The 14864-nt window shown below is 56.2% G+C and carries 13 protein-coding genes; 8 read left to right on the top strand and 5 right to left on the bottom strand.

Going from position 1 to position 14864, the window contains the following annotated elements; genetic code table 11:
- Positions 1-23: 23 nt before the first annotated feature.
- The 5 genes from xni to queF form a co-directional block, all read right to left on the bottom strand.
- Positions 24-779, bottom strand: a complete 756-nt coding sequence (gene xni, locus ACOTYB_RS09335; protein WP_063979317.1) for a flap endonuclease Xni — start codon at positions 777-779, stop codon at positions 24-26.
- A 112-nt stretch (positions 780-891) separates the two neighbouring features.
- Positions 892-2259: an L-serine ammonia-lyase gene (locus ACOTYB_RS09330; protein ID WP_003862751.1), complete on the bottom strand. Its 1368-nt coding sequence runs from the start codon at positions 2257-2259 to the stop codon at positions 892-894.
- 62 nt (positions 2260-2321) lie between these two features.
- A complete protein-coding gene (locus tag ACOTYB_RS09325) occupies positions 2322-3611 on the bottom strand; it encodes an HAAAP family serine/threonine permease (RefSeq protein WP_003862749.1) in 1290 nt (429 codons plus the stop codon).
- 504 nt (positions 3612-4115) lie between these two features.
- Positions 4116-5480 carry a nucleotide 5'-monophosphate nucleosidase PpnN gene (gene ppnN / locus ACOTYB_RS09320; protein WP_126524513.1) on the bottom strand — a complete coding sequence of 455 codons (1365 nt, stop codon included), beginning with the start codon at positions 5478-5480 and terminating at the stop codon, positions 4116-4118.
- Between the two features lie 116 nt (positions 5481-5596).
- Complete coding sequence (gene queF, locus ACOTYB_RS09315; protein ID WP_023323687.1) at positions 5597-6439, bottom strand: NADPH-dependent 7-cyano-7-deazaguanine reductase QueF; 843 nt, start codon at positions 6437-6439, stop codon at positions 5597-5599.
- 69 nt (positions 6440-6508) lie between these two features.
- On the opposite strand from queF, the gene syd reads away from it, so the two are divergent.
- The 8 genes from syd to ACOTYB_RS09275 all read left to right on the top strand — a co-directional run bounded on the left by syd (position 6509) and on the right by ACOTYB_RS09275 (position 14842).
- Complete coding sequence (gene syd / locus ACOTYB_RS09310; protein WP_003862744.1) at positions 6509-7054, top strand: SecY-interacting protein; 546 nt, start codon at positions 6509-6511, stop codon at positions 7052-7054.
- 631 nt (positions 7055-7685) lie between these two features.
- On the top strand, positions 7686-8015 hold the full coding sequence (locus ACOTYB_RS09305; RefSeq protein ID WP_003862740.1) for a YqcC family protein: 330 nt from the start codon (positions 7686-7688) through the stop codon (positions 8013-8015).
- A complete protein-coding gene (truC, locus tag ACOTYB_RS09300) occupies positions 8012-8797 on the top strand; it encodes a tRNA pseudouridine(65) synthase TruC (protein WP_045337384.1) in 786 nt (261 codons plus the stop codon). Before ACOTYB_RS09305 ends, truC begins: the two co-directional genes overlap by 4 nt.
- Before the next feature lie 15 nt (positions 8798-8812).
- A complete protein-coding gene (locus tag ACOTYB_RS09295; RefSeq protein ID WP_023295346.1) occupies positions 8813-9262 on the top strand; it encodes a flavodoxin in 450 nt (149 codons plus the stop codon).
- A 308-nt stretch (positions 9263-9570) separates the two neighbouring features.
- Entirely contained in the window at positions 9571-10926 is a 1356-nt protein-coding gene (gudP, locus tag ACOTYB_RS09290; protein WP_047054387.1) for a galactarate/glucarate/glycerate transporter GudP, read from the top strand.
- Positions 10926-12266: an enolase C-terminal domain-like protein gene (locus tag ACOTYB_RS09285; RefSeq protein WP_003862733.1), complete on the top strand. Its 1341-nt coding sequence runs from the start codon at positions 10926-10928 to the stop codon at positions 12264-12266. Before gudP ends, ACOTYB_RS09285 begins: the two co-directional genes overlap by 1 nt.
- A 15-nt stretch (positions 12267-12281) precedes the next feature.
- Complete coding sequence (gene gudD, locus ACOTYB_RS09280) at positions 12282-13619, top strand: glucarate dehydratase (RefSeq protein ID WP_003862731.1); 1338 nt, start codon at positions 12282-12284, stop codon at positions 13617-13619.
- Between the two features lie 77 nt (positions 13620-13696).
- Positions 13697-14842 (top strand): glycerate kinase, encoded by a 1146-nt coding sequence (locus ACOTYB_RS09275; RefSeq protein ID WP_023314755.1) that lies wholly within the window; start codon positions 13697-13699, stop codon positions 14840-14842.
- Positions 14843-14864 lie beyond the last annotated feature (22 nt).

Genomic DNA, 14864 nt, shown 5'->3' with positions numbered 1-14864 from the left:
GCCTACAAAATCGTGTAGTTGTTTTAACGTTCTAACCTTAACTGCTGTAAATTCCCGTCCAGCTGTAAATCAGTCTGTAGCGTCGCCACCTCCCGGCAGATAAGCGCCATTTCTTTATGCGCCTCCAGCTTTTTGCGCCATTTTTCCGGCACCTCGTTCAGCCGGGCGTACATCCCTTCCAGACTCTGAAACTCCGTCAGCAGATGTGCGGCGCTTTTGGGTCCAATACCGGCGACACCCGGCACTTTAGAGCTGCTGATCCCCGCCAGCCCCCAGTAATCCGGCAGTTGCTCAGGCGATACGCCAAACTCGCTGGCAATGAACGGCGCGTCCAGCCAGCGTTTTTGAAAATAGTCGCGAATACGGATAGTGGGGGAGAGCAGCTGGCAGTAGCCTTTGTCGGTTGAAACGATAGTCGCCTGATGTCCGGCGCTCGCGACTTTAACCGCCAGCGTTGCGGCTAAATCGTCAGCCTCATTACCGTGGGCGCCCCAGCACGGAACGCCGCGCTGCTCAAAGGCCGCGCGGATAGCGGGCATTTCTGCGTGCAGATCGTCCGGCATCGGCGCACGCCCGGCTTTGTAGTCCGGCAGGCGCTGGTGCCGCCAGCCCGTGTTGCGGGCTTCGTCATCAAAAACCGCGACCGCATGGGTGGGTTCACTGTGGCGGATAAGCTGCTCCAGCGCGTGTAAACAGGTGTCCTTGCAGGGTGTGCCCTGTACCGCATGAATACGGCGAATCAGGTTAAGAGCATCGACGATAAGCAAATGAACGGCCACAGATAATCTCCCTTATGTCTAATGGGTGAAGGGTAACACTGAGCGCAGCATGAAACTATGAATGGTGGGGAAAACAGGAAGAAGCCTCGCAAAACGAGGCTTCCTGAGAGGCTTAATCGCAGGTGACGATCTTCATCGCCAGGCCACCGCGGGAGGTTTCGCGGTATTTGGCGTTCATATCTTTGCCGGTTTCGTACATGGTTTCGATAACCTTGTCGAGGCAGACGCGCGGTTCGCTGGTACGACGCAGCGCCATACGGGCCGCGTTCACTGCTTTCACCGAGGCGATGGCGTTACGTTCGATGCATGGCACCTGGACCTGTCCGCCGACCGGATCGCAGGTCAGCCCCAGGTTATGTTCCATGCCGATTTCCGCCGCGATACAAACCTGCGCAGGGCTTGCGCCCAGCAATTCGGCCAGACCCGCCGCCGCCATAGAGCAGGCTACGCCCACTTCACCCTGACAGCCTACTTCCGCGCCAGAAATTGAGGCGTTCATCTTGTACAGTGAGCCAATCGCACTGGCGACCAGCAGGTAGCGTGCAAGTGAGTTTGCGTTCACTTCACGGATAAACTTGTCGTAATACGCCAGGACCGCCGGAACAATGCCGCACGCCCCGTTGGTTGGTGCGGTGACGACGCGGCCGCCCGCGGCGTTCTCTTCGTTCACCGCCAGCGCGAACATGTTGATCCAGTCGACGACGGCCATCGGATCGGTGGTGGTTTTGTCGGCGCTGACCAGCATGCGGCGCAGCGCAGCCGCACGACGCGGAACACGCAGTTTACCCGGCAGCACGCCTTCGGTGGTGATCCCGCGCTCAATGCCGCTGCGCATCACTTCCCAGACGTTAGCGAAGTGCTGTTCCAGTTCCTCTTTGCTGTGCAGGGCCAGCTCGTTTTTCATCATCAGGCCGGAGAGAGAAAGCCCTGTCTCCTGGCAGTGACGCTGTAAGTCGGCCGCGTTTTTGTAAGGGTACGGCACATCAACAGCAGAATTGGTGCTTTGACCAAAATGGTCCTCGTCGACGATAAACCCGCCGCCGATGGAGTAATACGTCTGGCTGTAAACCGCTTTGTCGCCGGCCAGCGCGGTAATGCGCATGCCATTCTCGTGCAACGACAGGTTATCCGCATGGAAATTCATGCAGTGATCAACCGGGAATTCAACCTCATGCTCGCCGTTCGCCAGCAGCAAACGACCGTGGGTGTTCACGTCCTGGATAAAGCCAGGTATTGCATCAATATCAACGGTATCCGGCAGATTACCCGCCAGCCCCATGATAATGGCAATATCGGTATGGTGGCCTTTACCGGTCAGGGAAAGGGAACCATATACATCGACAACCACGCGGGTGATGTCGTGCAAAATGCCGCGTGCAATCAAGTCATCCGTGAATTGTTTACCGGCTTTCATTGGTCCGACGGTGTGAGAGCTGGAAGGACCAATACCGATTTTGAAGATATCGAATACGCTAATCATGATGCGTCCATTGCTTCAGTCAGAGGGGAGAAGTGCGCCGTCCGCAGACGGCGCAGGAGGTATTAGCTGAACAGCGAGTAGAAAATAGCGGAGATGGCAATCAGGCCCATCACAACAACGAACACGTTGCTGATATGGCCGCTGTATTTGCGCATCGCAGGCACTTTCTGAATCGCGTACATCGGCATCAGGAACAGGATCATCGCGATAATCGGGCCGCCCAGGGTTTCAATCATGCCCAGAATGCTTGGGTTCAGGGTGGCTACCGCCCAGGTGGTCACCAGCATGAACAGTGCAGTGATTTTGTTCAGACGGTTGATTTCAATGGTCTTGCCCTTACCACGCAGAGATTTAATCACCATGCCGTTGAAGCCTTCACGTGCGCCCAGGTAGTGGCCCAGGAAGGATTTGGTGATGGCGATAATCGCGATGATCGGCGCCATCCACGCAATCAGCGGTGCGTTAAAGTGGTTTGCCAGGTAAGACAGAATAGAGATGTTCTGCTCTTTCGCCGCCGCCAGATCCGCCGGGGAGAGGCTCAGCACGCAGCTGAACACGAAGAACATGACGGTCAGTACCATCATGATGTGCGCGCGAGCCAGGATGCTGGAGCACTTCTTCTCAGCGCCATTGCCGTACTCTTCACGCTTCGCTACCGCGAAGGAAGAGATGATTGGCGAGTGGTTGAAAGAGAACACCATCACCGGGATCGCCAGCCACAGGGTCAGCAGCAGACCGTTGCCGGTCGTGGATGCGCTGCTCAGAGACAGGGTTTCCAGCGCAGCGCCGTTCCACTGTGGGATCAGGTACAGAGCCAGCACCATCAGAGCCGCAACAAACGGGAACACCAGCACGCTCATCGCTTTCACAATCATCTGCTCGCCGAAGCGCACGATGGTCATCATACCGACGATCAGGATCAGGGACAGAATCGCACGCGGCGGCGGGGTCATCTGAAGCTGGTGCATCATAAAGCTTTCAACGGTGTTGGTGATAGCAACGCTGTACACCAGCAGAATCGGGTAAATCGCGAAGAAGTAGAGCAGGGTAATCAGCTTACCTGCGCCGACGCCGAAGTGTTCTTCAACGACTTCAGTGATGTCTTCGCCCGGATTTTTACCGGACAGCACGAAGCGGGTCAGGCCGCGGTGTGCAAAGAAGGTCATCGGGAAAGCGATGAGGGCCATGATGATCAGCGGGATCATACCGCCGACACCTGCGTTGATAGGAAGGAACAGTACACCAGCGCCGATTGCTGTGCCGTACAGGCCAAGCATCCACATGGTATCCGTTTTGCGCCAACCGCTTCGGGATTCAATCGAAGCAACGGTGCTGGTTTGAGTGGTTTCCATCTGTATCTCCTGGAGGAAGCAAATTGTCAGGTTTTTAGTCAAATCCGATGAAAAAGTGCCTGACGGTAATATGAAATTCGTTCAGTGACGGTTTTTTAATAATTTTTGCCCGTAACTATTGGCGGGCGGAAAGATACATTCTAGTTATGAATCTATCAGTGATCGCGATCCCAAATGCAATAATCCACTTGTGATGTGGGTATCTTTAGACCATTTATCTGTTAAAAAAACATCAAAGAGAATTTACGGGCGCGAAGGCTACCATTAACGACATGTTTTCGAAAAGGTCGACCCGCGAGATAGGTGTCTTTCGCTGTAAAGAAATGGGATTTTAGGATTTTCTGGCGGGTAATTTCGATTAAGGCTGATTATTTACGGTTTCAAAAACGAGGTAATCGTTTGCGCAGGCGTCAGATTTGTTAATAACATTGAAGATCGCTATGAATTGCATCACTAATAAAAAAGCCGGATGACGATCCGGCTTGAGAGGAGAGATATGTCGCTTTACTTGATGATTTCGTAACACGGAATATAGGCAGTACCTGGAAGCTTCATGCGGTGCTGAGCGACAAAGCCCTGCAACATGTCATCCATGCGGCGCATCATCTCCGGGTCACCGTGGATCTTATACGGCCCGAACTCTTCAATTGCGCGGATCCCTACCTCTTTCACGTTCCCCGCCACGATGCCAGAGAAGGCGCGACGCAGGTCGGCAGCCAGCACTTCCACCGGCTGATCCGGATAGAGTTTGAGGTTCGCCATGTTCTCATGCGACGGCTCGAAGGGTATCTGAAGATCCGGTGCGATACGGATGGACCAGTTAAAACTGTAGGCATCCCCGGTATCACGACGATTCTCTTTCACCAGCGGCATCGCTTTTTTCATCTGACGGGCCACTTCTGCGGCATCGTCAATAATAATGCGGTAGTGACGGCGCGCGTCTTCGCCCAGCGTATGCACGATAAACTCGTCCAGCACGCGGAAGTAGTCGGCGCTCTCTTTCGGGCCGGTCAGGATCAGCGGCAGAACTTGATCTTTGTTGGCCGGATTCATCAGGATCCCCAGCAGATAAAGCAGCTCTTCCGCCGTGCCTACGCCGCCCGGGAAGATGATGATGCCGTGCGCGATACGGACAAACGCCTCAAGACGTTTTTCGATATCCGGCATAATAATCAGTTCGTTAACCAGCGGGTTAGGCGGCTCAGCGGCGATGATCGATGGCTCGGTCATGCCGATAAAACGGCCTTCTTTATAGCGTTGCTGTGCGTGTCCTACTGCCGCGCCTTTCATCGGCGCTTCCATCGCGCCAGGACCGCAACCGGTACAGATATTCAGTTCGCGCAGGCCGAGCTGCGTCCCTACGCGGCGGGCATACAGGTATTCGGTTTCGTTAATGGAGTGACCGCCCCAGCAGACGACCATGTTCGGCGCTTCGCCCACGTGCAGGGCACGGGCGTTACGCAGAATGGAGAAGACCAGGTTGGTGATATGAACGGAACTTTCCAGGTCAAGATGCTGGAAACGTCCGGCATTGCTGATCTGTCCGTTAACAAACAGAATGTCGCGCAGCACGGCAAACAGGTTGGCCTGAAGTGAGCGAATAATACGCCCGTCGACAAAAGCGTCTTCCGGCGGGTTGATCACTTCGAGCTTCACCCCGCGCTCGCGGCGCAGCACGTTGATATCAAAACTTTCGAAGCGGGACAGCAGCTCTTTACTGTTGTCGGTCAGGCTTCCGGAGTTCAGTACGGCAAGTGAACAGTTACGAAACAGTTGATAAAGGTCGCTACTGGCGGTGCGTTTAAGCATGTCCACTTCCAGTTGCGACAACATATCCATAGAGCCAAGCGGGCTAATATGTGTAATCAAGTGAGCTCCTTATGGGACGATTATCGTCTTTCCCTGTTGATTACAATAGCCCTGGCTTATGACGTTTCACAACACTTCGGGCGGAATACCGCCCGCATATTGTGAAAATATTTATCTTACTGGCGCACAAGTCGTCCGGTGGCAGGCACAAAATCGGTATTGGTGCGCCACGGGTTGATATCCAGACCGCCGCGACGGGTGTAGCGGGCGTAAACGCTCAACTTTTCGGGCTGGCAGAAACGCTGGATGTCGTTGAAGATGCGCTCCACGCACTGCTCGTGGAATTCGTTGTGATGACGGAATGACACCAGGTAACGCAGCAGCTTTTCACGGTCAATCTGCGGGCCGCGGTACTGGATCTGTACCGAGCCCCAGTCCGGCTGATGGGTGATAAGGCAGTTGGATTTCAGCAGATGGCTAACCAGCGTCTCGTTGACCACTTTTCCGCCCGCCGCGTTTTCCAGGTAGTCGCTGCTAAATTCATAGCTTTCCACCTCAATGTCCTGATCGTCGATGCAGGTGCCGTGGAAATGGGCGATGGGCTGACCTTCCAGCTCATGCAGACGGTATAACGAGACGGTTACGTTCCCCTGCGCGCACGCGCTTAAATCACGTTCAAGCGTCTGTTGCACCTCGTCCCAGCTGTTAAATTTGGTCTGGTTAAAGCTGTTGAGATAGAGCTTAAAGCTCTTGGATTCGACCAGGTTTACGCTGGCGTAATCCAGCTCGACGTGGCCCACGGCCACCTGCGGCAGACCGCGCGCATTCAGCCAGGAGAGTTCGTACAGCGTCCAGATGTCGCCGCCGACAAACGGCAGCGCGTCAGCGTGCAGCCCGAGCGGATCGCGGTTCAGACTGCGCGGCACGCCCTGCAACAGGCTTGCATCGTAGGTGTCGCGGTAATCGGTCGATTTTCCCAGCGTTAAGCCCGTTAACGCCTGATGATTTTCGTAAGACATGTTTCATAGCCACTTTACAGGTACACTTATGGGCTGAGTTTATCCTGTCTTACAAGAAGAGAGAAATCGGTGGATATCGAAACTGCAAATGCCCTGACGTCCTTCACGACCCGCTATTGCGATGCCTGGCATGAAAAGCGGGGGACGTGGCCGCAAAGTACTGACTTATATGGCGTGCCGTCACCGTGCATTATCGCTTCGCAGGATGATTACGTTATCTGGCAACCGAAACCGTTCATGGGCGAGCAGAATGTAAATGCGGTTGAACGCGCGATGGACCTTGTGATACAACCTGCGCTTCATGCATTTTATACCACGCAGTTTGCCGGGGATATGACTGCATGTTTTGCAGGACAGCCGCTGACGCTGCTGCAAACCTGGAGCGAAGACGATCTGCAACGCGTTCAGGAAAACCTCATTGGTCACCTGGTCACGCAAAAACGGCTTAAGCTCTCTCCGACTCTCTTTATTGCGACGCTCGACAGTGAACTGGACGTCATTTCTGTCTGCAACCTGTCTGGCGAGGTCATTAAAGAGACGCTCGGCACCCGCAATCGCGACGTTCTCGCGCCTTCACTTGCGGATTTCCTTACCCGAATTGAGCCGCTTCTGTAATCCATGATGCTAGTGGGCGTGTGAGAGATCTCTTACACGCGCTGTGAGACATCGCCGAAACAATTAGCATTGTCTTAGGAATTTCAGATTAATATTAACTTCTCTTTCAATAAGTTAGTGGTTTTCTGAAAGGAAATCCCCCGTTTCGCCTGGCTTACATTGCTCACAAGGTGGGTTGTAAGACGAAGCAGAATAGCGGATTCTATCTGTGTCGACAGGATGCCGACACGAGAAACGAACATCAGGATGATGGCGTTTCTTACCAGGGACACGTCAGGATGACGCCGCAGGAAGGCTTCAGGATGAAGCAAAGTGGATCACGCAGGATGCGTAAGGGACACCTCCAGGAAGGAGAACGAGAGCCGGTCAGGATGGTCGGTGGGTCAGGATGGCCAGGACGTTTCAGGATGAAACCTACACATCAGGACGATGTGAGCAGGAAGCAAAAGGTAAAGGGATGACCAGGCCTTCGGGCATCAGGAAAAGTTGTCACGGATGAGCAGGGAGCACGTATTGTAGCTGGAATGCTGCGAAACGAACCGGGAGCACTGTTTTTACAGTGCTCCCTTTTTTATTTCTGTCTTCCGCAATGCTATGCTTCGCGCCATTCCGTTTTTCAGTTGAGGTATATATGTCGCATCATGACAGCGTTCGTGCGCAGTTGCACGCCATCGAAGCCCTTATGCGCCAGCATCAGCTGTGGCAGGATAACGCGCCGCAGCCAGACGCGTTCGCCAGCACCCAACCGTTTTGTCTGGATACGCTGGACCCGTTCGAGTGGCTCCAGTGGGTCTTAATTCCGCGTATGCACGCGCTGCTGGAAGGTGGCCACGCGTTGCCCGCGTCTTTTGCCGTCTCTCCCTATTACGAAATGGCGCTGGAAGCGACCCACCCGGCGCGTGCCATGATGCTGGTGGAGCTGGAGAAGCTGGATGCGCTTTTCGCCGGTGACGATGCATGACGCTTGAGATCCTTTATCAGGATGAGTGGTTAGTGGCGGTGAATAAACCGTCCGGCTGGCTGGTGCACCGTAGCTGGCTCGATCGCGATGAGAAAGTGGTGGTCATGCAAACCGTGCGCGATCAAATCGGTCAGCACGTTTTTACTGCCCATCGTCTCGATCGGCCAACCTCTGGTGTTCTGCTGATGGGGCTTTCCAGTGAGGCCGGGCGCCTGCTGGCGCAGCAGTTTGAACAGCACCAGATCCAGAAACGCTACCACGCCATCGTGCGTGGCTGGCTGATGGATTCCGCCACGCTTGATTATCCCCTGGTGGAGGAACTGGATAAAATCGCCGATAAATTTGCCCGCGAAGATAAAGGCCCGCAGCCAGCGGTGACCGACTATCGTGGTATGGCGACCACAGAACTGCCGGTGGCGACCAGCAAATTTCCGACCACGCGATACAGTCTGGTGGAGCTTTTGCCCAAAACCGGGCGCAAGCACCAGCTTCGCCGTCACCTTGCACATCTGCGCCACCCCATTATCGGCGACAGCAAGCACGGCGATCTGCGCCAGAACCGCAGCGCGGCCGAGCACTTTGGCTGTAACCGGCTGATGCTGCACGCCAGCGAGCTACGCCTGACGCACCCGTTTACCGGCGAACCGCTGACTATTCGCGCGGGGCTGGACAAGGTCTGGATGCAGGCGCTGTCACAGTTTGGCTGGCTGGGACAACTCCCCGAAAATGAAAGGGTTGAGTTTGCCGCAGGCAACGTTCAGGATGAACAGCAAGCGCAATAATTACGGGAGCAAAGCATGGCTGAAGTAGGCATTTTTGTCGGGACAATGTACGGCAACTCGCTGCTGGTGGCGGAGGAAGCGGAAGCAATCCTCGTAAACCAGGGCCATAAAGCAACGGTCTATGAAGATCCGGAGCTGGCGGACTGGGAAAAGTATAAAGATAAATACATCCTGGTGGTGACCTCCACCACCGGGCAGGGCGATCTACCGGACAGCATCGTCCCGCTTTTCCAGGGCATTAAAGACCAGCTTGGTTATCAGCCAGATGTTCACTATGGCATCATTGCCCTCGGCGATAGCTCTTACGCCAATTTCTGCGGCGGCGGTAAGCAGTTCGACGCGCTGTTGCAGGAACAGAGCGCTCAGCGCGTCGGAGAGATGTTGCTGATTGATGCAGGTGAACACCCTGAGCCAGAAAGCGAGTCAAATCCCTGGGTTGAACACTGGGCCACGCTCCTGAACTAACCCTGTACTAAACGAACGCCAGGCCGGGTAAGGCGAAGCCGCCACCCGGCAACGAAGCCGCACCCTATCCTCAATTCCGTGAAGTATCTTCCACCACTTTGGGCTTATGCCCCAAACCACGTTCCCCACGCCCGTCAATGTTGTGTTCCTGCACGGTGAGAGAACCGGTCACTCCTTCATATACTTTTCCCGTCACTATAAAACGGCTTCTGGCCGTACCAAAACCAAACACAAATCTCTCATTCTGATTACCCTACAGGTGCTGTACAGAATGAACCAGGCGAAAGCTATGTTTCAGGAGTGCAACAATGAGTACATTAAGCCACGCGGCGAGCAGCGCTGAGAAGCGCACCAACGCCCGCTACTGGATAGTGGTGATGCTGTTTATCGTCACCTCTTTCAACTACGGCGACCGTGCCACGTTATCCATTGCCGGCTCTGAGATGGCAAAGGACATCGGACTTGATCCGGTGGGTATGGGTTATGTTTTCTCCGCATTTTCATGGGCCTACGTAATCGGCCAAATCCCTGGCGGCTGGCTGCTGGACCGCTTTGGCTCAAAACGGGTCTATTTCTGGTCCATTTTCATCTGGTCAATGTTTACCCTGTTACAGGGCTTCGTGGATATCTTTAGCGGCTTCGGCATTATCATTGCGCTCTTTACCCTCCGCTTCCTGGTGGGCTTAGCGGAAGCGCCATCGTTCCCTGGCAACAGCCGTATTGTGGCCGCCTGGTTCCCGGCGCAGGAGAGGGGAACGGCGGTAGCGATCTTTAACTCGGCGCAATACTTTGCGACGGTTATTTTCGCGCCAATCATGGGCTGGCTGACGCATGAGGTGGGCTGGTCACACGTCTTCTTCTTCATGGGCGGGCTGGGGATCGTCATCAGCTTCATCTGGCTGAAAGTGATCCACGAACCAAACCAGCATCCGGGCGTGAACAAGAAAGAGCTGGACTACATTGCTGAAGGCGGGGCGCTGATCAACATGGATCAGAAAACCCAGAAAGCTAAGGTCCCGTTCAGCCAGAAATGGGGGCAGATCAAACAGCTCGTCGGCTCACGAATGATGATCGGTATCTATCTCGGCCAGTATTGCATTAACGCCTTAACCTACTTCTTCATCACCTGGTTCCCGGTTTACCTGGTCCAGGCGCGCGGCATGTCGATTCTGAAGGCGGGGTTTGTCGCCTCCGTGCCGGCCATCTGCGGCTTCGTGGGTGGGGTGCTTGGCGGGGTCATCTCCGACTGGTTGATGCGTCGTACCGGTTCGCTGAATATTGCGCGTAAAACGCCAATCGTGCTCGGCATGCTGCTCTCCATGACCATGGTGTTCTGTAACTACGTCAGCGCGGAGTGGATGATTATCGGCTTTATGGCGATGGCCTTCTTCGGTAAAGGCATTGGCGCACTGGGCTGGGCGGTGATGGCAGATACCGCGCCGAAAGAGATCAGCGGCCTGAGCGGCGGTCTGTTCAACATGTTTGGCAACATTTCCGGCATTGTCACCCCAATCGCTATCGGTTACATCGTCGGCACCACCGGCTCCTTCAATGGTGCGCTGATTTATGTAGGCGTCCATGCGCTGGTGGCGGTACTCAGTTACCTGGTGCTGGTGGGTGACATCAAACGAATCGAACTGAAACCTGTTGGGGAGCGCGAATGATGACAACGCAATCAAGCCCGATCGTGACGGAGATGAAGGTCATCCCGGTGGCGGGGCAGGACAGCATGCTGCTCAACATTGGTGGCGCGCATAACGCCTGGTTCACCCGCAACATTGTGGTGCTGACCGACAGCGCAGGGAACACCGGCGTCGGGGAAGCGCCTGGCGGAGAGGTGATTTACCAGACGCTGGTCGACGCCATCCCGCAGGTGGTTGGGCAGGAGGTCGCCCGTCTCAACAAGGTGGTTCAGCGGGTGCATAAGGGCAACCAGTCGGCGGATTTTGATACCTTCGGCAAAGGTGCCTGGACGTTTGAACTGCGCGTTAACGCGGTGGCGGCGCTGGAGGCGGCTCTCCTCGATTTACTGGGCAAGGCGCTGAACGTGCCGGTCTGCGAACTGCTGGGGCCAGGCAAACAGCGTGATGCGGTAACGGTGCTGGGCTATCTGTTCTACGTTGGCGACCGGACTAAAACCGATCTGCCGTATCTGGAACGCTCGCCGGGTAGCCACGAGTGGTATCACCTGCGTCATCAGGAGGCGCTCTCTGGCGAGGCGGTGGTACGCCTGGCAGAGGCGGCGCAGGATCGCTACGGCTTTAAAGACTTCAAGCTGAAAGGTGGCGTTCTGCCGGGCGAGCAGGAGATTGACAGCGTGCGCGCGTTGAAAAAACGCTTCCCGGAGGCACGTATCACCGTCGATCCGAATGGCGCCTGGCTGCTGGATGAAGCTATCGCGCTGTGCAAAGGGCTGGGCGACGTGCTGACCTACGCGGAAGATCCGTGCGGCGCCGAGCAGGGATTTTCTGGCCGCGAGGTGATGGCCGAATTCCGCCGCGCTACCGGGCTGCCGGTTGCGACCAACATGATCGCCACCAACTGGCGCGAAATGGGCCATGCGGTGATGCTGAATGCGGTGGACATACCGCTGGCGGACCCGCACTTCTGGACCCTTTCCGGCGCGGTGCGCGTGGCGCAGCTGTGCGATGACTGGGGCCTCACCTGGGGCTGCCACTCCAATAATCATTTCGACATTTCGCTGGCGATGTTTACCCACGTTGGCGCGGCGGCGCCGGGCAACCCGACCGCCATCGATACGCACTGGATCTGGCAGGAAGGCGAAGCGCGCCTGACCAAAAATCCACTTGAAATCAAAAACGGCACAATTGCTGTGCCGGATGCGCCGGGGCTGGGCGTGGAGCTTGACTGGGATCAGATCCACAAGGCGCATGAAGCGTATAAAAAACTGCCGGGCGGCGCGCGCAACGACGCAGGCCCGATGCAGTACCTTATCCCCGGCTGGACATTTGACCGTAAGCGCCCTGTATTTGGACGTCACTGATAAAAGGATCGAACGATGAGCACATTTTCTACCCCTGTAGTTACCTCCATGCAGATCATTCCTGTCGCGGGACATGACAGCATGCTGATGAACCTGAGCGGCGCCCATGCGCCGTTCTTCACCCGTAATATTGTGGTGATCAAGGACAACTCAGGGCATACCGGTGTCGGTGAAATCCCGGGCGGGGAGAAGATCCGTAAAACGCTGGAGGACGCCATTCCGCTGGTGGTGGGTAAAACGCTGGGCGAGTACAAAAATGTGCTGACTCGCGTGCGCACGACCTTTGCCGATCGTGATGCGGGTGGCCGTGGTCTGCAAACGTTTGATCTGCGCACCACTATCCATGTGGTCACGGGCATTGAAGCCGCGATGCTGGATCTGCTGGGCCAGCATCTGGGCGTCAATGTCGCCTCCCTGCTGGGCGACGGCCAACAGCGCAGCGAAGTGGAAATGCTCGGCTACCTGTTCTTTATCGGCAATCGCAAACTCACCCCGCTGCCGTACCAGAGCCAGCCGGACGAAAAATGCGACTGGTATCGTGTGCGTCACGATGAAGCGATGACCCCGGACGCGGTGGTGCGCCTGGCGGAAGCCGCGTATGAAAAATATGGCTTTAATGACTTCAAGCTGAAAGGCGGCGTACTGGCGGGTGAAGAAGAAGCAGAGGCGATCGCCGCGCTGGCGAAGCGCTTCCCGCAGGCGCGCGTCACGCTGGATCCGAACGGTGCCTGGTCGCTTGATGAGGCGATCAAAATCGGTAAGCAGCTTAAAGGCGTGCTGGCCTACGCGGAAGATCCGTGCGGCGCCGAGCAGGGGTTCTCCGGACGTGAAGTAATGGCGGAGTTCCGTCGCGCCACCGGGCTGCCAACCGCCACCAACATGATCGCGACCGACTGGCGTCAGATGGGGCACACGCTCTCGCTGCAATCGGTGGACATTCCGCTGGCAGACCCGCACTTCTGGACGATGCAGGGCTCGGTTCGCGTGGCGCAGATGTGCCATGAGTTCGGCCTGACCTGGGGCTCCCACTCCAACAACCACTTCGACATCTCGCTGGCGATGTTCACCCACGTGGCGGCCGCTGCGCCGGGCAACATTACCGCCATCGACACCCACTGGATCTGGCAGGAGGGCAACCAGCGCCTGACCAAACAGCCGTTTGAAATCAAAGGCGGCATGGTGCAAGTTCCTGCTACGCCGGGGCTGGGCGTTGAGCTGGATATGGACCAGGTCATGAAAGCGCATGAGCTTTACCAGAAACACGGCCTGGGCGCGCGTGATGACGCGCTGGCGATGCAATACCTGATCCCAGAGTGGAGATTCGACAATAAACGTCCGTGCATGGTACGATAAGCTCATTGGGACCGCTCCCATGAGTGGTCCCTTACGTGGTGTATGCTTAACGTAACTAACATGCGTAAGGATGGCTTATGAAAATTGTTATCGCTCCGGACTCGTATAAGGAAAGCTTGAGCGCGCTGGAGGTGGCGACAGCGATAGAGGTCGGTTTTCGCGAAATTTTCCCGTCAGCGGACTATGTCAAATTACCGGTTGCCGATGGTGGCGAAGGGACGGTGGAAGCGATGGTGGCAGCCACGCATGGGCGTCTTGTCCATGTTCCTGTTACCGGGCCTTTGGGTGAACGCGTGGAAGGGTTTTTCGGGTTATCCGGAGACGGGAAAAGCGCCTTTATCGAGATGGCGGCAGCGAGCGGTCTGGAGCTTGTTGCTCCTGCAAAGCGTAACCCGTTAATCACCACCTCCTGGGGAACCGGGGAACTGATCCGTCATGCGCTGGATGCGGGCGTTAAGCATATCATTATTGGCATTGGAGGCAGCGCGACCAATGACGGTGGCGCAGGCATGGTGCAGGCGCTGGGCGTAAAACTGCTGGATGCGAAAGCGCAGCCCGTTGGGCCGGGCGGCGGCGAACTGGCAAGCCTTGCGCATATCGATCTTAGCGGGCTGGACAAGCGGCTGGCAGCCTGTCGAATTGAAGTGGCCTGCGATGTGACCAACCCCCTGATCGGCGAGACAGGTGCTTCTGCGGTATTTGGTCCGCAGAAAGGGGCGACGCCGGAGATGGTCAGGACGCTGGACAACGCGCTTGCGCATTACGCAAAAATTATCGCCCGGGATATGGATATTGACGTCTTAAACCTGGCGGGCGGTGGTGCGGCCGGCGGAATGGGGGCGGCGCTGTATGCATTTTGCGGCGCACAGCTCCGTCAGGGGATTGAGATTGTCACCGATGCCCTGCATCTCGATGAACAGGTCGCGGACGCCGATCTGGTGATCACGGGCGAAGGGCGTATCGACAGCCAGACGATCCACGGAAAAGTGCCCGTTGGCGTGGCGAGAGTCGCGAAACGCTATAACAAGCCGGTTATTGGCATTGCCGGCAGCCTGACGGCGGATGTTGGCGTGGTGCATGAGCACGGACTGGATGCCGTATTCAGCGTGATTTACACCATCTGCTCGCTGGAGGATGCGCTGGAAAATGCGCAACAGAATGTACAGATGGCCGCAAGGAATATTGCGGCGGTGATAAAGATGGGGCAGGGGATGTCGCGTTAACGTTCGTGCTCCTGTAGGCCCG

Source organism: Enterobacter cloacae complex sp. IR5450 (genome assembly GCF_049238665.1).
Classification (GTDB): domain Bacteria; phylum Pseudomonadota; class Gammaproteobacteria; order Enterobacterales; family Enterobacteriaceae; genus Enterobacter; species Enterobacter hormaechei_C.
The sequence above is the reverse complement of the archived record's forward strand: the minus strand, read 5'-3'. Positions and strand labels throughout refer to the sequence as shown.